The following is a 15,632-nucleotide window of genomic DNA, read 5'->3' as shown; positions in this document are numbered from 1 at the left end:
GTCGTACCGTCGGCGCCGGCGTTGTGGCAAAGATCCTCGACTAAGCACAACCTTTTTGGGGCATGCCTGCGGGCATGTCCCTTATAATCTGGGCGCTTCGCCCATCGCTCTTTTAAGGAACAATCATGCAGAACCAGAAGATCCGTATCCGCCTGAAGGCTTTCGACTATCGCCTGATCGACCAGTCGGCCGCCGAAATCGTGGATACCGCCAAGCGTACCGGCGCGATCGTCAAGGGCCCGGTGCCCCTGCCGACTCGTATCCAGCGCTTCGACATCCTGCGTTCGCCGCACGTCAACAAGACCAGCCGCGATCAGTTCGAGATCCGCACCCACCAGCGCCTGATGGACATCGTCGATCCGACGGACAAGACCGTCGACGCGCTGATGAAGCTCGATCTGCCGGCAGGCGTGGACGTCGAGATCAAGGTATAAGTATGTGTCGGGCCAGGCTTCTGGCCTGATTCAGCAAGACGGCGAACGCAAGTTCGCCGTTTTTGTTTTCCAAATCGTCGCATGGTGTGCGAATAGTACGGAAAGCTACAGCATCGGCACGCAAAGTGCCGGATTCGGCGCCGTTTCCGACCCGCAGGCGCAAGACCGTCGAGGAAAAGCGCGCCACCGCTTGCCCTTTCCAAATTGCTGTGGTATGTTGCAAGGCTACCCATTAATCCGGGTAGTGGGGGCCATTTTGGTCACGCGCAATCCTTTTCGCGCAACCCGCACTCACACAGTTTTCGTGTATCAATCAGCCCCGGCCAATCGCAGCTGGGAATGGAGCAAACCATGAGCCTTGGCCTTGTAGGTCGCAAGGTTGGCATGACCCGTATTTTCACGGACGACGGTGATTCGATTCCCGTTACCGTGGTCGAGGTCGGCGACAACCGCGTGACGCAAATCAAGACGGACGAGACCGACGGTTATACCGCGGTTCAAGTCACTTTTGGCAGCCGACGCGCAAGCCGTGTCACCAAGCCGCTGGCGGGTCACCTCGCCAAAGCCGGCGTGGAAGCTGGCGAAATCATCAAAGAATTCCGCATCGATGCAGCCAAGGCTGCCGAGCTGCAAGCTGGCGGCTCGATTTCTGTCGACCTGTTCCAGGTTGGTCAGAAGATCGACGTGCAGGGTGTGACGATTGGTAAGGGCTATGCCGGTACCATCAAGCGCCACCACTTCGCATCCGGTCGTGCCACCCACGGTAACTCGCGTTCGCACAACGTGCCGGGTTCCATCGGTATGGCGCAGGATCCGGGCCGCGTGTTCCCGGGCAAGCGCATGACGGGCCACCTCGGTGACGCTACCCGTACCGTGCAAAACCTCGAGATCGCCAAGATCGACGCAGAGCGCAAGCTGCTGCTGGTCAAGGGCGCCATCCCCGGTTCCAAGGGCGGCAAGGTCATCGTGACCCCGGCCGTCAAGGCCAAAGCTTAAGGAGCGCATGTAATGGAACTCAAGCTCCTCCAGGACAACGGTCAGATCGGTGCTGGCGTTACCGCCTCGCCCGAAGTGTTCGGCCGCGACTACAACGAAGCCCTGGTTCACCAGATCGTCGTTGCCTATCAGGCCAATGCTCGCAGCGGTAACCGCAAGCAGAAGGACCGCGAAGAGGTCAAGCACACGACGAAGAAGCCGTGGCGCCAGAAGGGTACGGGCCGTGCTCGTGCCGGTATGTCGTCCTCGCCTCTGTGGCGTGGCGGTGGCCGTATCTTCCCGAATTCGCCGGAAGAAAACTTCAGCCAGAAGGTCAACAAGAAGATGTTCCGTGCCGGTATGCGCTCGATTTATTCGCAGCTCGCACGTGAAGGTCGTATCAACGTAGTGGACGGTTTCGCTGTCGACGCGCCCAAGACCAAGCTGCTGGCCGACAAGTTCAAGGCCATGGGCCTGGACTCGGTGCTGATCATTACCGACAGCTTCGACGAAAACCTCTACCTGGCTTCGCGCAACCTGCCGAACGTGGCAGTCGTGGAGCCGCGTCATGCTGATCCGCTGTCGCTCGTGCACTACAAGAAAGTGCTGGTGACGAAGGCAGCTGTCGCGCAGATCGAGGAGTTGCTGAAATGACGCAAGTAGCCAAGAACGATCATCGTTTGATGCAGGTGCTGCTCGCGCCGGTGGTTTCCGAAAAGGCAACCCTGGTAGCCGACAAGAACGAACAGGTTGTGTTCGAAGTGGCTCGCGATGCCAACAAGGCAGAAGTGAAGGCCGCCGTCGAACTGCTGTTCAAGGTCGAGGTGCAGTCCGTTCAGATCCTGAACCAGAAGGGCAAGCAAAAGCGCTTTGGCCGCTTCATGGGCCGTCGCAATCACGTCAAGAAGGCATACGTGTCGCTGAAGCCGGGTCAGGAAATCAATTTTGAAGCGGAGGCCAAGTAATCATGGCACTCGTCAAGACCAAGCCGACATCCCCGGGCCGTCGCTCGATGGTGAAGGTCGTTAATCGCGACCTCCACAAGGGTGCCCCGCACGCACCGCTGCTGGAAAAGCAATTCCAGAAGTCGGGTCGCAACAACAACGGTCATATCACCACCCGCCACAAGGGCGGTGGTCATAAGCACCACTACCGCGTGGTCGACTTCAAGCGCAACGACAAGGACGGCATCGCCGCCAAGGTCGAGCGTCTGGAATACGATCCAAACCGTAGCGCGAACATCGCCCTGGTGCTGTTCGTCGACGGTGAGCGTCGCTACATCATCGCCACGAAGGGCATGGTTGCTGGCCAGGCTCTGATGAACGGCTCGGAAGCGCCGATCAAGTCGGGTAACAACCTGCCGATCCGCAACATCCCGGTCGGTACCACGATCAACAACGTGGAAATGCTGCCTGGCAAGGGTGCGCAGATCGCGCGCGCTGCTGGTGGGTCCGCAGTGCTGATGGCTCGTGAAGGCCTGTACGCTCAAGTGCGTCTGCGCTCCGGTGAAGTGCGTCGCGTGCATATCGAATGCCGCGCCACCATCGGTGAAGTGGGCAACGAAGAGCACAGCCTGCGCGTGATCGGCAAGGCCGGTGCAACGCGCTGGCGCGGTATTCGCCCGACCGTTCGCGGTGTGGTGATGAACCCGGTGGACCACCCCCACGGTGGTGGTGAAGGCAAGACTGCTGCTGGTCGTGATCCGGTTTCGCCGTGGGGTACCCCGGCCAAGGGTTACCGCACTCGCAGCAACAAGCGCACGGACAGCATGATCGTCCAGCGCCGCCACAAGCGCTAATCGGTAGGTAGGAGCTAAAGATATGACTCGTTCCGCAAAAAAGGGTCCGTTCTGCGACGACCACCTGCTGAAGAAGGTGGAAACGGCGGTGAGCGGCAAGGACAAGAAGCCCATCAAGACTTGGTCGCGTCGTTCGACCATTCTGCCGGACTTCATCGGCCTGACGATCGCTGTGCACAACGGCCGTCAACACGTGCCGGTGTACGTGACGGAAAACATGGTTGGCCACAAGCTCGGTGAATTTGCGATTACTCGCACGTTCAAGGGCCACGCGGCTGACAAGAAAGCGAAGAGGTAAGGTGCCATCATGGAAGTGAAAGCGATTCATCGCGGTGCCCGCATCTCCGCCCAGAAAACGCGTCTGGTTGCTGACCAGATCCGCGGTCTGCCGATTGAGCGCGCTCTGAACATCCTGGCCTTCAGCCCGAAGAAGGCTGCCGGGATCGTGAAGAAGGTCGTCGAATCGGCCATCGCCAACGCCGAGCATAACGAAGGCGCCGACATCGACGAACTGAAGGTCACTTCGATCTTCGTCGACAAGGCCACTTCGCTCAAGCGCTTCACTGCGCGTGCAAAGGGCCGCGGCAACCGCATCGAGAAACAAACCTGTCACATCACTGTGACGCTCGGCAACTAAGGAGTCACGATGGGACAGAAGATTCATCCGACTGGCTTCCGTCTGGCCGTCAGCCGTAATTGGGCTTCGCGTTGGTACGCCAACAACACGAAGTTCGCCGGCATGCTGAAGGAAGACATCGAAGTTCGAGACTTCCTGAAGAAAAAGCTGAAGAACGCATCGGTTGGCCGCGTGGTCATCGAGCGTCCGGCCCGTAATGCACGCATCACCATTTACAGCTCGCGTCCGGGCGTGGTGATCGGCAAGAAGGGTGAGGACATCGAACTGCTCAAGGCCGAGCTGCAACGTCGCATGGGTGTGCCCGTGCACGTGAACATCGAAGAAATCCGCAAGCCGGAAACCGATGCGCAGCTGATTGCCGATTCGATCACGCAGCAGCTCGAGCGCCGCATCATGTTCCGTCGCGCCATGAAGCGCGCGATGCAGAACGCCATGCGTCTGGGTGCACAAGGCATCAAGATCATGAGCTCGGGCCGTCTGAACGGTATCGAAATCGCACGTACCGAGTGGTACCGCGAAGGCCGTGTGCCCCTGCACACCCTGCGCGCCGACATCGACTACGGTTTCTCGGAAGCCGAAACCACCTACGGCATCATCGGTGTCAAGGTGTGGGTCTACAAGGGTGATCACCTGGGCCGCAATGACGCGCCTGTGGTGGAAGAGCCGCAAGAAGACCGTCGTCGTCGTCCGGGTCGCCCGGAAGGCCGCCGCCGTGAAGGCGAAGGTCGTCCGTCGGGCAACCGCCGCGGTGGTGCCGGTGCTGGTCGTCGTGCTGCGCCAGGCGCAGACGCGAAGAGTGGAGAATAACAATGCTGCAACCGAAGCGTAGGAAGTATCGCAAGGAGCAGAAGGGCCGCAACACGGGTAAAGCTACCCGTGGCAACGCCGTGTCTTTTGGCGAGTTCGGCCTGAAGGCAATGGGCCGTGGCCGTCTGACCGCTCGTCAGATCGAGTCGGCACGTCGTGCGATGACCCGTCACATCAAGCGTGGCGGCCGCATCTGGATCCGGATCTTCCCGGACAAGCCGATTTCGAAGAAGCCTGCCGAAGTCCGTATGGGTAACGGTAAGGGCAATCCGGAATACTACGTGGCTGAAATTCAGCCGGGCAAGATGCTGTACGAAATGGACGGCGTGACGGAAGAGCTGGCACGTGAGGCGTTCCGCCTCGCGGCCGCCAAGCTGCCGATCGCCACGAATTTCGTGGTGCGTCAGGTCGGTACGTAAGGAGATTGGGATGAAAGCATCCGAACTGCGCGGCAAGGACGCCGCAGGCCTGAACCAGGAGCTCTCCGAGCTGCTGAAGGCTCAATTTAGCCTGCGCATGCAAAAGGCCACCCAACAGCTGCAGAACACCAGCCAGCTGAAGAAGGTGCGCAAGGACATCGCGCGCGTGCAAACCGTGCTGAACGAGAAGGCAGACGCGAAATGACTGAAGCTGCGAAGACTGAAACGTCGCTTCGCCGGACCCTCGTGGGCCGTGTCGTGAGCGACAAGATGGACAAGACCGTGACGGTCCTGATCGAAAACCGCGTCAAGCACCCTCTGTACGGCAAGTACGTGCTGCGTTCGAAGAAGTACCACGCACACGACGAAGCCAACCAGTACAAGGAAGGCGACAAGGTCGAGATCCAGGAAACCCGTCCGCTGTCGCGGACCAAGTCCTGGGTTGTTTCCCGGCTGGTAGAAGCTGCACGCGTCATCTAAGTACAACAGTACTGAGTTGACTTGCAAGTCCAGGATTGTGTTGCTATAATCCTGGACTTCCGCTTTATTGCATCCGCCCAAGCAGCATCACCCGGGTGGGTCTGTATAGCGAGCCAGAGCCTGGCATCCTGAAGTCTGGGGTGTCGGCACTACCGACTTCCAAGTTGATCAACCCAAACGGCGCTGGCGCAATGCCTGGCTCCGACGGGACCAAGACTGACCGGCGGCCTTCATTTGAGGGACTGGCGGATTAAGTTGGGAAGATAACACCATGATTCAGACAGAAAGCCGGCTCGAAGTGGCCGATAACACTGGTGCGCGCGAAGTGCTGTGCATCAAGGTACTGGGTGGGTCCAAGCGCCGCTACGCGAGCGTGGGCGACATCATCAAGGTTACCGTGAAAGACGCAGCTCCCCGTGGCCGCGTGAAGAAGGGCGACATCTACAACGCCGTTGTCGTGCGTACCGCCAAGGGCGTGCGCCGCGCGGACGGTTCGCTCGTCAAGTTCGACGGCAATGCTGCTGTCCTGCTGAACAACAAGCTCGAGCCGATCGGCACCCGTATCTTCGGGCCGGTAACTCGTGAACTCCGTACCGAGCGCTTCATGAAGATCGTGTCGCTCGCTCCGGAAGTGCTGTAAGGAGCCGCCATGAACAAGATTCGCAAAGGCGACGAAGTCATCGTGCTGACCGGTAAGGATAAGGGCAAGCGCGGTGTCGTCCAGGCAGTGCAAGGCGACAAGCTCGTGGTTGACGGTGTGAACGTTGCGAAGAAGCACGCTCGCCCGAACCCGATGCTGGGTACCACCGGTGGCGTGGTCGACAAGCTGATGCCGCTGCATATTTCCAACGTTGCGCTCGTGGATGCCAATGGCAAGCCGTCGCGTGTCGGTATCAAGGTCGAAGACGGCAAGCGTGTGCGCGTGCTGAAGACGACCGGTGCCGTCCTGGCCGCTTGATTCTGGGCACAGATAGGAGTTGAGCATGACAGCACGTCTGCAAGAGTTTTACAAAGAACAAGTTGTGCCGGCGCTGATGAAGCAGTTCGGCTACAAGTCGGTCATGGAAGTGCCGCGTTTCACCAAGATCACCCTGAACATGGGTCTGGGTGAGGCCATCAATGACAAGAAGGTCATTGAACTGGCCGTTGGCGACCTGACCAAGATCGCGGGTCAGAAGCCCGTGGTGACGAAGGCCAAGAAGGCCATCGCCGGCTTCAAGATCCGTCAGGGCTACCCCATCGGTGCGATGGTGACCCTGCGCGGTGAGCGCATGTTCGAATTCCTCGATCGTTTCGTGACCGTGGCCCTGCCGCGCGTGCGTGACTTCCGTGGTGTGTCGGGCCGTTCGTTCGACGGTCGTGGCAACTACAACATCGGTGTGAAAGAGCAGATCATTTTCCCCGAAATCGAGTACGACAAGATTGACGCACTGCGTGGTCTGAATATCAGCATCACGACGACGGCTAAGAACGACGAGGAAGCCAAGGCTCTCCTGAATGCGTTCAAGTTCCCGTTCCGTAATTAAGGGGTAACCGTGGCTAAATTGGCTCTGATTGAACGTGAGAAGAAGCGCGCAAAGCTCGTGGCGAAGTACGCCGACAAGCGCGCAAACCTCAAGGCCATTATCGACGACCAAGAGAAGTCGGAAGAAGAGCGTTATCTGGCGCGTCTCGAGCTGCAAAAGCTCCCGCGCAACGCTAACCCGACTCGCCAGCGTAACCGCTGCGCGATCACCGGTCGTCCCCGCGGTACCTTCCGCAAGTTTGGCCTGGCGCGTAACAAGATCCGCGAGATCGCCTTCAAGGGCGAAATTCCGGGTCTGACGAAAGCCAGCTGGTAATTACGCACAGGCTACAGGAGAAACAGTATGAGCATGAGCGATCCTATCGCCGATATGCTGACGCGCATCCGCAACGCTCAAGGCGTGCAGAAAGCGTCGGTGGCCATGCCCTCGTCGAAGCTGAAGGTTGCGATCGCCAAGGTCCTCAAGGACGAAGGCTATATCGACGACTACTCGGTGGCGGAAGATGGCGGCAAGGCGCAATTGACCATTGGTCTGAAGTACTACGCCGGTCGTCCGGTTATCGAACGCATTGAACGCGTCTCGAAGCCCGGCCTGCGCGTGTACAAGGGCCGCAGCGACATCCCCCAAGTGATGAACGGCCTGGGTGTGGCGATCATTTCGACCCCGCAGGGTCTGATGACCGACCGCAAGGCACGTGCCACTGGCGTGGGCGGTGAAGTTCTCTGCTACGTCGCGTAAGGAGCAAACATGTCCCGTGTAGGTAAGGCTCCCATCGCGCTGCCGAAAGGCGCTGAAGTGAACGTGGCGGCTGGCGTGCTCTCCGTGAAGGGCCCGCTGGGTACGCTGTCCCAGCCGATTCACAGCCTGGTGAAGGTCAACGTTGCCGAAGGCAACCTGACGTTCGAACCGGCCGACGAATCGCGTGAAGCTAACGCCCTGCAAGGCACCATGCGCGCCCTGGCGGCAAACATGGTCAAGGGTGTGACCACCGGTTTCGAGCGCAAGCTGAACCTGGTTGGCGTGGGTTACCGCGCTCAACTGCAAGGCTCCGCGCTGAAGCTCCAGCTTGGTTTCTCGCACGATGTGATTCACGAAATGCCGGAAGGCGTAAAGGCTGAAACGCCGACGCAGACCGAGATCGTGATCAAGGGTGCTGACAAGCAGAAAGTCGGTCAGGTTGCCGCGGAAGTTCGCGCATACCGTCCGCCTGAGCCCTACAAGGGCAAGGGTGTTCGTTATGCCAACGAGCGCGTCATCCTGAAGGAAACCAAGAAGAAGTAAGGGGTCCAATGATGAACAAGAAAGACGCTCGTTTGCGCCGTGCACGTCAGACCCGCGCCAAGATCGCGGAACTGAAGATCAATCGTCTGACCGTGTTCCGTACGAATTCGCATATTTACGCTCAGGTGTACTCGCCGTGCGGCACGCAAGTGCTGGCTTCGGCTTCGACCGCCGAGGCAGAAGTGCGCAAGGAACTGACTGGCAGCGGTGCTACCGTTGCCGCCGCCACCCTGGTGGGCAAGCGCGTTGCCGAGAAGGCAAAGGCCGCTGGCGTGGAAACCGTTGCGTTCGATCGCGGCGGCTTCCGCTTCCACGGTCGCGTGAAGGCCCTGGCTGATGCCGCGCGTGAAGCCGGCCTCAAGTTCTAAGCGCTCAGAGAGAGATACGTCATGGCAAAGATGCAAGCAAAAGTCCAACAGGACGAACGCGACGACGGCCTCCGCGAGAAGATGATTTCGGTCAACCGTGTCACCAAGGTGGTGAAGGGTGGTCGTATCCTCGGTTTCGCTGCGCTGACCGTGGTTGGTGACGGCGATGGCCGCATCGGCATGGGCAAGGGCAAGGCCAAGGAAGTTCCGGTAGCCGTGCAGAAGGCAATGGACGAAGCCCGTCGCAAGATGGTCAAGGTCTCGCTGAAGAACGGCACGCTGCAGCACGAAGTCGTTGGCAAGCACGGCGCCGCAAAGGTGCTGATGATGCCCGCCAAGGAAGGTACCGGTGTTATCGCTGGTGGTCCGATGCGCGCGATCTTCGAAGTAATGGGTGTGACGAACGTTGTGACCAAGTCGCACGGTTCGACGAACCCTTACAACATGGTTCGCGCCACCCTCGATGGTCTGCAAAAGATGAGCACGCCGGGCGAAATCGCCGCCAAGCGTGGCAAGTCGGTTGAAGACATCCTCGGCTAAGGTGAACGAAATGTCGCAGAAAACCGTAAAAGTGCAACTCGTGCGCAGCCTCATCGGCACGCGCGAGGATCATCGCGCCACCGTACGTGGCCTGGGCCTGCGTCGCCTGAACTCCGTTTCGGAGCTGCAGGACACGCCCGCCGTGCGCGGCATGATCAACAAGGTCTCGTACCTGGTGAAGGTTCTGGCCTGATCAGGACTCGGAGAGCAACATGCAACTTAACAACCTGAAACCGGCCGACGGTTCGAAGCACGCCAAGCGTCGCGTCGGCCGCGGTATCGGCTCCGGCCTGGGCAAGACGGCTGGTCGCGGTCACAAGGGTCAGAAGTCGCGTTCGGGCGGCTTCCACAAGGTCGGCTTCGAAGGCGGTCAAATGCCGCTGTATCGTCGTCTGCCGAAGCGTGGTTTTACCTCGCTGACCAAGGCCTTCAACGCCGAAGTGACCCTGCGTGACATCGAACGCCTGGAAGCTGCTGAAGTGGACCTGCTGGTCCTGAAGCAAGCTGGCCTGGTGGGCGAACTGGTCAAGAACGCAAAGGTCATCAAGGCCGGCGAGCTGACGCGCAAGGTAACGATCAAGGGTCTGGGTGCCACCGCTGGTGCCAAGGCTGCGATCGAAGCCGCGGGCGGCCAAGTCGAAGCGTAATTTACGCATAGCATTCGCAGCATAGGCGAAGTCACAGTCGGAGCATCGTTTGGCCACGGCGAAACCCAATGCAAGCTCGCAGGCCAGGAACACAGCTAAGTACGGCGATCTCAAGCGTCGGCTGATGTTCCTGGTGCTGGCTCTGATCGTCTACCGCATCGGTGCACATATTCCGGTGCCGGGGATTGATCCGGACCAGCTTGCGAAGCTTTTCCAGAGTCAGTCGGGTGGCATCCTCGGGATGTTCAACCTGTTTTCGGGCGGTGCGCTGTCGCGCTTTACCGTCTTCGCGCTCGGCATCATGCCGTACATCTCGGCGTCGATCATCATGCAATTGCTGACGATCGTGTTGCCGCAGCTGGAAGCGCTGAAGAAGGAAGGGCAGGCGGGGCAACGCAAGATCACGCAGTACACGCGTTACGGTACGGTGATCCTCGCTACGTTCCAGGCGCTGTCCATCGCGGTAGCGCTGGAGTCTCAGCCGGGTCTGGTCATCGATTCGGGGCTGATGTTCCGGGCGACGGCCGTGATCACGTTGGTGACCGGTACGATGTTCCTGATGTGGCTGGGTGAGCAGATCACCGAGCGAGGTCTGGGCAACGGTATCTCGATCATCATCTTCGGCGGTATCGCGGCGGGGCTTCCCAATGCGATCGGCGGGCTGTTCGAACTGGTTCGTACGGGGTCGATGAGCATCATCGCGGCAATTTTCATCGTCGCGATCGTGATCGGTGTGACATTCGCTGTGGTCTTCGTGGAGCGCGGCCAGCGAAAGATTCTGGTGAACTATGCCAAGCGTCAGGTCGGCAACAAGGTGTACGGCGGTCAGTCGTCGCACCTGCCGCTGAAGCTGAACATGGCAGGGGTGATTCCGCCGATCTTTGCATCGTCGATCATTCTGTTCCCGGCGACGATTGCAGGCTGGTTCACGTCGGACTCGACGGGGTCGGTGGGGCGGGTCATCAAAGACCTCGCCGCAACGCTGTCTCCCGGCCAGCCGGTGTATATCCTGCTGTATGCGACTGCGATTGTTTTCTTCTGCTTCTTCTACACGGCTCTTGTGTACAACAGTCGGGAAGTGGCAGATAACCTGAAGAAAAGTGGAGCCTTCATTCCGGGCATCCGTCCGGGCGAGCAAACGACGCGCTATATCGACAAGATCCTGGTGCGCCTGACGCTGGCTGGTGCGATTTACATCACACTGGTCTGCCTGTTGCCGGAATTCCTGGTGCTGCGCTGGAACGTTCCGTTCTACTTTGGCGGAACCTCGCTGCTGATCATCGTGGTCGTCACGATGGACTTCATGACGCAGGTACAGTCCTATGTCATGTCGCAGCAGTACGAGTCGCTGCTGAAGAAGGCGAATTTCAAGGGTAACCTGACCTTGCGCTGATAAAGCCGAGGTTGGTGGATTGCACCAGGTATGGCAAAAGACGACGTCATCCAGATGCAAGGGGAGGTCCTGGAAAATCTCCCCAACGCGACGTTCCGCGTCAAGCTTGAGAATGGCCATGTAGTACTCGGCCATATCTCCGGCAAGATGCGAATGAACTACATCCGGATTCTTCCGGGTGACAAGGTGACGGTTGAGCTGACTCCATATGATCTGTCACGCGCACGGATCGTCTTCCGGACGAAGTGAAGCGAACAGGAATTGAAGGAAGAGGAAAATCATGAAAGTGCTGGCTTCTGTGAAGCGCATTTGCCGCAACTGCAAAATCATCAAGCGCAACGGTGTCGTGCGCGTGATCTGCTCGTCGGATCCCCGCCACAAGCAACGCCAAGGCTAATCGGAAAGAGGATTGACGAATGGCACGTATCGCAGGGGTTAACATCCCGAACCATAAGCACACCGAAATCGGTCTGACGGCCATTTATGGTGTCGGCCGCTCGCGCGCCCGCAAGATTTGCGAGGCTACCGGTGTACCGTTTGACAAGAAGGTCAAGGATCTGACCGACGCCGACCTGGAAAAGCTTCGTGACGAAGTGGGCAAGGTCACGGTCGAGGGTGACCTGCGTCGTGAAACCACGATGAACATCAAGCGTCTGATGGACCTTGGTTGCTATCGTGGCATGCGTCACCGCAAGGGTCTGCCGATGCGCGGTCAGCGTACCCGCACCAATGCACGCACTCGCAAGGGTCCGCGCAAGGCCGGCGTGGCACTGAAGAAGTAAAGCCGAAGGCATAGGAAGAATCGAATGGCAAAAGGTCCGAATAACGCCGCTCAGCGCGCGCGTAAGAAGGTCAAGAAGAACGTTGCCGACGGCATCGCACACGTCCACGCTTCGTTCAACAACACCATCATCACGATCACCGATCGCCAGGGCAATGCCCTGTCGTGGGCAACTGCCGGTGGCCAAGGCTTCAAGGGTTCGCGTAAATCGACCCCGTTCGCAGCCCAGGTCGCAGCAGAAAATGCCGGTCGCGTGGCGCAAGACCAGGGTATCAAGAACCTGGAAGTGCGCATCAAGGGCCCGGGTCCGGGTCGCGAATCGGCTGTCCGCGCGCTGAACGCGCTCGGCATCAAGATCGCTATCATCGAAGACGTGACGCCAGTGCCGCACAACGGCTGCCGTCCGCCGAAACGCCGTCGTATCTAAGCGTCGAGGCTAACCGGAGGTGAGGTTGGGGGTTTTCCCCCTAACTCCGGTACTGTGGTAGTATCGCGCGTTGACCTGCTGCAAGTTCATTGCGGCAGGTTTTCGTTTTGCGCTCGCACAACGAAAGCGTAGCTTTCCTGCGGGCGATATCGTCATGCTTTTGCGTTGCCTCCGCTTGCCTTGGTGCTGGCGGATGAAGAACCATAAGCCCACCGTCTGTCACACAAGTGACGGACTCGCGGCGCGTCCTGATGGCGTCGCGATCGATCAAAGGAAGATAAAGTGGCACGTTATACCGGCCCGAAGGCCAAACTTTCCCGCCGCGAAGGCACTGACCTGTTCCTGAAGAGCGCACGCCGCTCGCTGGCTGACAAGTGCAAGCTGGACAGCAAGCCGGGTCAGCATGGCCGCACGTCGGGCGCCCGTACGTCGGACTATGGCAACCAACTGCGCGAAAAGCAGAAGGTCAAGCGCATCTATGGTGTGCTCGAGCGTCAGTTCCGCCGCTACTTTGCCGAAGCCGATCGCCGCAAGGGCAACACGGGTGAGAACCTGCTGCAACTGCTGGAATCGCGTCTGGACAACGTCGTGTATCGCATGGGCTTCGGCTCGACCCGCGCTGAAGCGCGTCAGCTGGTGTCGCACAAGGCGATTCTGGTGAACGGTCAGACCCTGAATGTCCCGTCGGCCCAGATCAAGTCGGGCGATGTCGTGACGATCCGCGAACAATCGAAGAAGCAAGTCCGCATCGCCGAGTCGCTGTCGCTGGCCGAGCAATCGGGCTTCCCGACCTGGGTGAATGTCGATTCGAAGAAGTTCGAAGGCACGTTCAAGCAAGTCCCGGATCGCGCCGATATCTCTGGCGATATCAACGAAAGCCTGATCGTCGAACTGTATTCGCGTTAATCGCGGACCGGTACTCGCACGGTTTAGCGCTTGCCTTTCGTACAAGGCTTCGCTTTCAGCCCGACGCGCTCTGTGGCGCGTCGGGCTTATTGCCCATCATGCGATGGGCTTTTTCAGGTTCCAAACGTCAGCCTTATCGGTGTAACGAGCCGAGGGTATTGAAAAGGACAACCTAATGCAAACAGCACTCCTCAAACCTAAAATCATCGCCGTCGAACCGCTGGGCGACCACCACGCCAAAGTCGTGATGGAGCCGTTTGAGCGCGGTTATGGGCATACGCTTGGTAACGCCCTGCGTCGCGTCCTGCTGTCGTCGATGGTCGGCTATGCCCCGACTGAGGTCACGATCGCTGGGGTGGTCCACGAGTACTCCACTATTGATGGCGTGCAGGAAGACGTCGTCAATCTGCTCCTCAATCTGAAGGGCGTGGTATTCAAGCTCCACAACCGCGACGAAGTCACGGTCTCGCTGCGCAAGGACGGTGAAGGCATTGTTACGGCTGCCGACATCGAGCTGCCGCACGACGTCGAAATCATCAACCCGGGTCATGTCATTGCTCACTTGTCCGCAGGCGGGAAGCTGGACATGCAGATCAAGGTCGAGCAAGGCCGCGGCTATGTGCCGGGCAACGTGCGCAAGTTTGGTGACGAATCCGGCAAGGTTATTGGCCGCATCGTCCTGGACGCATCGTTCTCGCCGGTTCGCCGTGTTTCGTACGCCGTGGAATCGGCGCGTGTGGAACAGCGTACCGACCTGGACAAGCTCGTGATGAACATCGAAACCGACGGCGTCATCTCGCCGGAGGAAGCGATTCGTCAATCGGCACGTATCCTGGTCGACCAGCTGTCGGTGTTTGCCGCACTGGAAGGCACGGAATCGGCTGCCGAGGCTGCTTCGAGCCGCGCACCGCAGATCGATCCGATCCTGCTGCGCCCGGTGGACGATCTCGAACTGACGGTGCGCTCGGCCAACTGCCTGAAGGCCGAAAACATCTACTACATCGGCGACCTGATCCAACGTACCGAGAACGAACTGCTCAAGACCCCGAACCTGGGTCGCAAGTCGCTCAACGAGATCAAGGAAGTCCTGGCTTCGCGTGGTCTGACACTCGGCATGAAGCTCGAGAACTGGCCGCCCGCAGGTCTGGAGAAGTAATTGACGGTGCGGAACGGCCGCGAGGCGGTTCCGCATGTCATTCGCGTCCCGTGCAATGTCGTACGGGGCTGGGAAGCACTACCGGCCCGCGCCGTAGCTGCGTTGTGCATGCGGCGGCGATAGAAGAGCTGGTCAAACACTGTAATCGAAAGGAATCATCATGCGTCACCGTCATGGTTTGCGGAAACTGAACCGCACCTCGTCGCACCGTCTCGCGATGCTGCGCAACATGTCCAACTCGCTGTTCCAGCACGAGCTGATCAAGACCACGCTTCCGAAGGCCAAGGAACTGCGCAAGGTTGTCGAGCCGCTCATCACGCTGGCCAAGAAGGACACCGTTGCAAACCGCCGTCTGGCATTTGCCCGTCTGCGCGACCGCGACATGGTCACGAAGCTGTTCAACGAACTGGGCCCGCGTTACAACGCTCGCCCGGGCGGCTACACCCGTATCCTGAAGTTCGGCTTCCGTCAGGGCGACAATGCGCCGATGGCACTGGTCGAGCTGGTGGATCGTCCGGAAATCACGGAAGCTCCGGCTGACGAAGCCGCAGAGTAAGTGAACGCCGCAGCCCGTCGCTGACGGGTTATCGGACACCGCACTACAATCGAGCCAGGCAATTGCCTGGCTCGATTGTTTTGTGCGCACCACACGACCCACTCGTCATGAAAGATTCAGAATCTGCTCATGTTGCATCGGCTGCGGCCCCTTCAGAATCGGTCTGGATGGCGATGACCAACCTGCCCGATGAAGCCTCTGCGGCGCGGGTAGCGCGCGCCGTGCTCGAGGCTCGCGTGGCGGCGTGCGTGAACCGGCTGGCGCCCTGCCAGTCCCAATACTGGTGGCAGGGCAAGCTGGAACAGGCGCAGGAGTATCCGCTGCTGATCAAGACGACGGCAGGCCAATACGAGGCGCTTGAAGCCGTCATCAGCGCCGTGCATCCATACGACGTGCCAGAGGTCGTCGCGTGGCCGCTGGCGGCTGGCTTGCCAGCCTATCTGGGCTGGGTCCGGGGCGAGGCCGCCGGCAATGCGGCAGTGCCTCCTACAAACTGAACGG

The 15,632-nt window shown here is 59.4% G+C and carries 31 protein-coding genes; all 31 read left to right on the top strand.

Features of this window, described 5'->3' with window-relative positions; translation table 11 throughout:
- Positions 1-125 precede the first annotated feature (125 nt).
- Positions 126-434: a 30S ribosomal protein S10 gene (gene rpsJ, locus ABDB81_RS15500; RefSeq protein ID WP_006160488.1), complete on the top strand. Its 309-nt coding sequence runs from the start codon at positions 126-128 to the stop codon at positions 432-434.
- 4 nt (positions 435-438) lie between these two features.
- Positions 439-789, top strand: a complete 351-nt coding sequence (locus ABDB81_RS15495) for a hypothetical protein (protein WP_346811927.1) — start codon at positions 439-441, stop codon at positions 787-789.
- Positions 786-1,430: a 50S ribosomal protein L3 gene (rplC, locus tag ABDB81_RS15490; RefSeq protein WP_137925256.1), complete on the top strand. Its 645-nt coding sequence runs from the start codon at positions 786-788 to the stop codon at positions 1,428-1,430. Before ABDB81_RS15495 ends, rplC begins: the two co-directional genes overlap by 4 nt.
- 12 nt (positions 1,431-1,442) lie before the next feature.
- Entirely contained in the window at positions 1,443-2,063 is a 621-nt protein-coding gene (gene rplD / locus ABDB81_RS15485; protein WP_346811925.1) for a 50S ribosomal protein L4, read from the top strand.
- On the top strand, positions 2,060-2,374 hold the full coding sequence (rplW, locus tag ABDB81_RS15480) for a 50S ribosomal protein L23 (protein ID WP_006576245.1): 315 nt from the start codon (positions 2,060-2,062) through the stop codon (positions 2,372-2,374). The genes rplD and rplW overlap by 4 nt, the downstream gene beginning before the upstream one ends.
- Positions 2,375-2,376: 2 nt before the next feature.
- On the top strand, positions 2,377-3,207 hold the full coding sequence (gene rplB / locus ABDB81_RS15475) for a 50S ribosomal protein L2 (protein ID WP_137925257.1): 831 nt from the start codon (positions 2,377-2,379) through the stop codon (positions 3,205-3,207).
- Positions 3,208-3,229: 22 nt separating this feature from the next.
- Positions 3,230-3,505, top strand: coding sequence for a 30S ribosomal protein S19 (gene rpsS / locus ABDB81_RS15470; protein ID WP_137925258.1), 276 nt, complete (start codon positions 3,230-3,232; stop codon positions 3,503-3,505).
- Positions 3,506-3,514: 9 nt separating this feature from the next.
- Positions 3,515-3,844: a 50S ribosomal protein L22 gene (rplV, locus tag ABDB81_RS15465; protein WP_137925259.1), complete on the top strand. Its 330-nt coding sequence runs from the start codon at positions 3,515-3,517 to the stop codon at positions 3,842-3,844.
- 9 nt (positions 3,845-3,853) lie between these two features.
- On the top strand, positions 3,854-4,651 hold the full coding sequence (gene rpsC / locus ABDB81_RS15460) for a 30S ribosomal protein S3 (protein WP_092602196.1): 798 nt from the start codon (positions 3,854-3,856) through the stop codon (positions 4,649-4,651).
- A gap of 2 nt (positions 4,652-4,653) precedes the next feature.
- Positions 4,654-5,070, top strand: a complete 417-nt coding sequence (gene rplP / locus ABDB81_RS15455) for a 50S ribosomal protein L16 (RefSeq protein ID WP_006160465.1) — start codon at positions 4,654-4,656, stop codon at positions 5,068-5,070.
- A gap of 10 nt (positions 5,071-5,080) precedes the next feature.
- Entirely contained in the window at positions 5,081-5,275 is a 195-nt protein-coding gene (gene rpmC, locus ABDB81_RS15450) for a 50S ribosomal protein L29 (protein WP_137925260.1), read from the top strand.
- Positions 5,272-5,550 carry a 30S ribosomal protein S17 gene (gene rpsQ / locus ABDB81_RS15445; RefSeq protein ID WP_008642939.1) on the top strand — a complete coding sequence of 93 codons (279 nt, stop codon included), beginning with the start codon at positions 5,272-5,274 and terminating at the stop codon, positions 5,548-5,550. The genes rpmC and rpsQ overlap by 4 nt, the downstream gene beginning before the upstream one ends.
- Positions 5,551-5,821: 271 nt before the next feature.
- Positions 5,822-6,190 carry a 50S ribosomal protein L14 gene (rplN, locus tag ABDB81_RS15440; protein WP_006576237.1) on the top strand — a complete coding sequence of 123 codons (369 nt, stop codon included), beginning with the start codon at positions 5,822-5,824 and terminating at the stop codon, positions 6,188-6,190.
- Positions 6,191-6,199: 9 nt separating this feature from the next.
- Entirely contained in the window at positions 6,200-6,508 is a 309-nt protein-coding gene (gene rplX / locus ABDB81_RS15435; protein WP_137925261.1) for a 50S ribosomal protein L24, read from the top strand.
- Between the two features lie 25 nt (positions 6,509-6,533).
- A complete protein-coding gene (gene rplE / locus ABDB81_RS15430) occupies positions 6,534-7,076 on the top strand; it encodes a 50S ribosomal protein L5 (protein ID WP_019451027.1) in 543 nt (180 codons plus the stop codon).
- Positions 7,077-7,085: 9 nt separating this feature from the next.
- Complete coding sequence (gene rpsN / locus ABDB81_RS15425) at positions 7,086-7,391, top strand: 30S ribosomal protein S14 (RefSeq protein WP_008642942.1); 306 nt, start codon at positions 7,086-7,088, stop codon at positions 7,389-7,391.
- A gap of 27 nt (positions 7,392-7,418) precedes the next feature.
- Entirely contained in the window at positions 7,419-7,814 is a 396-nt protein-coding gene (gene rpsH, locus ABDB81_RS15420; RefSeq protein ID WP_130393148.1) for a 30S ribosomal protein S8, read from the top strand.
- A gap of 9 nt (positions 7,815-7,823) precedes the next feature.
- Positions 7,824-8,357 (top strand): 50S ribosomal protein L6, encoded by a 534-nt coding sequence (gene rplF / locus ABDB81_RS15415; protein ID WP_137925262.1) that lies wholly within the window; start codon positions 7,824-7,826, stop codon positions 8,355-8,357.
- A gap of 11 nt (positions 8,358-8,368) precedes the next feature.
- Complete coding sequence (gene rplR, locus ABDB81_RS15410; protein ID WP_061956591.1) at positions 8,369-8,725, top strand: 50S ribosomal protein L18; 357 nt, start codon at positions 8,369-8,371, stop codon at positions 8,723-8,725.
- Between the two features lie 21 nt (positions 8,726-8,746).
- Positions 8,747-9,265: a 30S ribosomal protein S5 gene (rpsE, locus tag ABDB81_RS15405; protein ID WP_006160449.1), complete on the top strand. Its 519-nt coding sequence runs from the start codon at positions 8,747-8,749 to the stop codon at positions 9,263-9,265.
- A gap of 10 nt (positions 9,266-9,275) precedes the next feature.
- Positions 9,276-9,458, top strand: a complete 183-nt coding sequence (rpmD, locus tag ABDB81_RS15400; RefSeq protein WP_008642953.1) for a 50S ribosomal protein L30 — start codon at positions 9,276-9,278, stop codon at positions 9,456-9,458.
- Positions 9,459-9,477: 19 nt separating this feature from the next.
- The gene (gene rplO / locus ABDB81_RS15395) at positions 9,478-9,912 is read left to right on the top strand and encodes a 50S ribosomal protein L15 (protein ID WP_137925263.1); all 435 of its coding nucleotides are present in this window, start codon (positions 9,478-9,480) and stop codon (positions 9,910-9,912) included.
- Positions 9,913-9,961: 49 nt separating this feature from the next.
- Entirely contained in the window at positions 9,962-11,305 is a 1,344-nt protein-coding gene (gene secY / locus ABDB81_RS15390; protein WP_137925264.1) for a preprotein translocase subunit SecY, read from the top strand.
- A gap of 30 nt (positions 11,306-11,335) precedes the next feature.
- Complete coding sequence (gene infA / locus ABDB81_RS15385; RefSeq protein ID WP_010812378.1) at positions 11,336-11,554, top strand: translation initiation factor IF-1; 219 nt, start codon at positions 11,336-11,338, stop codon at positions 11,552-11,554.
- Between the two features lie 31 nt (positions 11,555-11,585).
- On the top strand, positions 11,586-11,702 hold the full coding sequence (gene rpmJ, locus ABDB81_RS15380; RefSeq protein ID WP_008642959.1) for a 50S ribosomal protein L36: 117 nt from the start codon (positions 11,586-11,588) through the stop codon (positions 11,700-11,702).
- A gap of 19 nt (positions 11,703-11,721) precedes the next feature.
- Positions 11,722-12,087 (top strand): 30S ribosomal protein S13, encoded by a 366-nt coding sequence (rpsM, locus tag ABDB81_RS15375; RefSeq protein WP_010812377.1) that lies wholly within the window; start codon positions 11,722-11,724, stop codon positions 12,085-12,087.
- Between the two features lie 24 nt (positions 12,088-12,111).
- Positions 12,112-12,513: a 30S ribosomal protein S11 gene (rpsK, locus tag ABDB81_RS15370; RefSeq protein ID WP_130393144.1), complete on the top strand. Its 402-nt coding sequence runs from the start codon at positions 12,112-12,114 to the stop codon at positions 12,511-12,513.
- A gap of 282 nt (positions 12,514-12,795) precedes the next feature.
- Positions 12,796-13,419 (top strand): 30S ribosomal protein S4, encoded by a 624-nt coding sequence (rpsD, locus tag ABDB81_RS15365; protein ID WP_137925265.1) that lies wholly within the window; start codon positions 12,796-12,798, stop codon positions 13,417-13,419.
- Between the two features lie 175 nt (positions 13,420-13,594).
- Entirely contained in the window at positions 13,595-14,575 is a 981-nt protein-coding gene (gene rpoA / locus ABDB81_RS15360) for a DNA-directed RNA polymerase subunit alpha (RefSeq protein ID WP_019451037.1), read from the top strand.
- Positions 14,576-14,735: 160 nt separating this feature from the next.
- Positions 14,736-15,131, top strand: coding sequence for a 50S ribosomal protein L17 (gene rplQ, locus ABDB81_RS15355; protein WP_137925266.1), 396 nt, complete (start codon positions 14,736-14,738; stop codon positions 15,129-15,131).
- Between the two features lie 167 nt (positions 15,132-15,298).
- Positions 15,299-15,628: a divalent-cation tolerance protein CutA gene (gene cutA, locus ABDB81_RS15350; protein ID WP_346811918.1), complete on the top strand. Its 330-nt coding sequence runs from the start codon at positions 15,299-15,301 to the stop codon at positions 15,626-15,628.
- Positions 15,629-15,632: the final 4 nt, after the last annotated feature.

The organism is Cupriavidus sp. DL-D2 (assembly GCF_039710735.1).
GTDB lineage: Bacteria > Pseudomonadota > Gammaproteobacteria > Burkholderiales > Burkholderiaceae > Cupriavidus.
Note: the sequence above shows the minus strand (reverse complement) of the source record. Positions and strands in the feature narration are given on the sequence as shown.

Bases quoted from the DNA above. Each gene is read 5' to 3' on its own strand.
- rpsJ (WP_006160488.1), top strand. From the start codon at position 126: ATGCAGAACCAGAAGATCCGTATCCGCCTGAAGGCTTTCGACTATCGC.
- rplC (WP_137925256.1), top strand. From the start codon at position 786: ATGAGCCTTGGCCTTGTAGGTCGCAAGGTTGGCATGACCCGTATTTTC.
- rplD (WP_346811925.1), top strand. From the start codon at position 1,443: ATGGAACTCAAGCTCCTCCAGGACAACGGTCAGATCGGTGCTGGCGTT.
- rplW (WP_006576245.1), top strand. From the start codon at position 2,060: ATGACGCAAGTAGCCAAGAACGATCATCGTTTGATGCAGGTGCTGCTC.
- rplB (WP_137925257.1), top strand. From the start codon at position 2,377: ATGGCACTCGTCAAGACCAAGCCGACATCCCCGGGCCGTCGCTCGATG.
- rpsS (WP_137925258.1), top strand. From the start codon at position 3,230: ATGACTCGTTCCGCAAAAAAGGGTCCGTTCTGCGACGACCACCTGCTG.
- rplV (WP_137925259.1), top strand. From the start codon at position 3,515: ATGGAAGTGAAAGCGATTCATCGCGGTGCCCGCATCTCCGCCCAGAAA.
- rpsC (WP_092602196.1), top strand. From the start codon at position 3,854: ATGGGACAGAAGATTCATCCGACTGGCTTCCGTCTGGCCGTCAGCCGT.
- rplP (WP_006160465.1), top strand. From the start codon at position 4,654: ATGCTGCAACCGAAGCGTAGGAAGTATCGCAAGGAGCAGAAGGGCCGC.
- rpmC (WP_137925260.1), top strand. From the start codon at position 5,081: ATGAAAGCATCCGAACTGCGCGGCAAGGACGCCGCAGGCCTGAACCAG.
- rpsQ (WP_008642939.1), top strand. From the start codon at position 5,272: ATGACTGAAGCTGCGAAGACTGAAACGTCGCTTCGCCGGACCCTCGTG.
- rplN (WP_006576237.1), top strand. From the start codon at position 5,822: ATGATTCAGACAGAAAGCCGGCTCGAAGTGGCCGATAACACTGGTGCG.
- rplX (WP_137925261.1), top strand. From the start codon at position 6,200: ATGAACAAGATTCGCAAAGGCGACGAAGTCATCGTGCTGACCGGTAAG.
- rplE (WP_019451027.1), top strand. From the start codon at position 6,534: ATGACAGCACGTCTGCAAGAGTTTTACAAAGAACAAGTTGTGCCGGCG.
- rpsH (WP_130393148.1), top strand. From the start codon at position 7,419: ATGAGCATGAGCGATCCTATCGCCGATATGCTGACGCGCATCCGCAAC.
- rplF (WP_137925262.1), top strand. From the start codon at position 7,824: ATGTCCCGTGTAGGTAAGGCTCCCATCGCGCTGCCGAAAGGCGCTGAA.
- rplR (WP_061956591.1), top strand. From the start codon at position 8,369: ATGAACAAGAAAGACGCTCGTTTGCGCCGTGCACGTCAGACCCGCGCC.
- rpsE (WP_006160449.1), top strand. From the start codon at position 8,747: ATGGCAAAGATGCAAGCAAAAGTCCAACAGGACGAACGCGACGACGGC.
- rpmD (WP_008642953.1), top strand. From the start codon at position 9,276: ATGTCGCAGAAAACCGTAAAAGTGCAACTCGTGCGCAGCCTCATCGGC.
- rplO (WP_137925263.1), top strand. From the start codon at position 9,478: ATGCAACTTAACAACCTGAAACCGGCCGACGGTTCGAAGCACGCCAAG.
- infA (WP_010812378.1), top strand. From the start codon at position 11,336: ATGGCAAAAGACGACGTCATCCAGATGCAAGGGGAGGTCCTGGAAAAT.
- rpmJ (WP_008642959.1), top strand. From the start codon at position 11,586: ATGAAAGTGCTGGCTTCTGTGAAGCGCATTTGCCGCAACTGCAAAATC.
- rpsM (WP_010812377.1), top strand. From the start codon at position 11,722: ATGGCACGTATCGCAGGGGTTAACATCCCGAACCATAAGCACACCGAA.
- rpsK (WP_130393144.1), top strand. From the start codon at position 12,112: ATGGCAAAAGGTCCGAATAACGCCGCTCAGCGCGCGCGTAAGAAGGTC.
- rpoA (WP_019451037.1), top strand. From the start codon at position 13,595: ATGCAAACAGCACTCCTCAAACCTAAAATCATCGCCGTCGAACCGCTG.
- rplQ (WP_137925266.1), top strand. From the start codon at position 14,736: ATGCGTCACCGTCATGGTTTGCGGAAACTGAACCGCACCTCGTCGCAC.
- cutA (WP_346811918.1), top strand. From the start codon at position 15,299: ATGGCGATGACCAACCTGCCCGATGAAGCCTCTGCGGCGCGGGTAGCG.